Source organism: Acinetobacter sp. AS167 (assembly GCF_037152175.1).
Lineage (GTDB): Bacteria > Pseudomonadota > Gammaproteobacteria > Pseudomonadales > Moraxellaceae > Acinetobacter.
This window is the reverse complement of the sequence record NZ_JBBCMP010000059.1, coordinates 1-223: the sequence shown is the minus strand read 5'-3', so window position 1 is coordinate 223 and position 223 is coordinate 1. Positions and strand designations below refer to the sequence as shown.

The window sequence follows — 223 nt, the reverse complement described above, 5'->3', positions numbered from 1 at the left end:
CCCCCCCCCCCCCCCCCCCCCCCCCCCCCCCCCCCCCCCCCCCCCCCCCCCCCCCCCCCCCCCCCCCCCCCCCCCCCCCCCCCCCCCCCCCCCCCCCCCCCCCCCCCCCCCACCCCCCCCCCCCCCCCCCCCCCCCCCCCCCCCCCCCCCCCCCCCCCCCCCCCCCCCCCCCCCCCCCCCCCCCCCCCCCCCCCCCCCCCCCCCCCCCCCCCCCCCCCCCCCC

1 protein-coding gene is annotated in these 223 nt (G+C 99.6%); it reads right to left on the bottom strand.

The genetic code is table 11. The features are described 5' to 3' along the window. The coding region (locus WFN33_RS20515) for a hypothetical protein (RefSeq protein WP_178897665.1) at window positions 1-223 on the bottom strand (223 nt) is incomplete at both ends.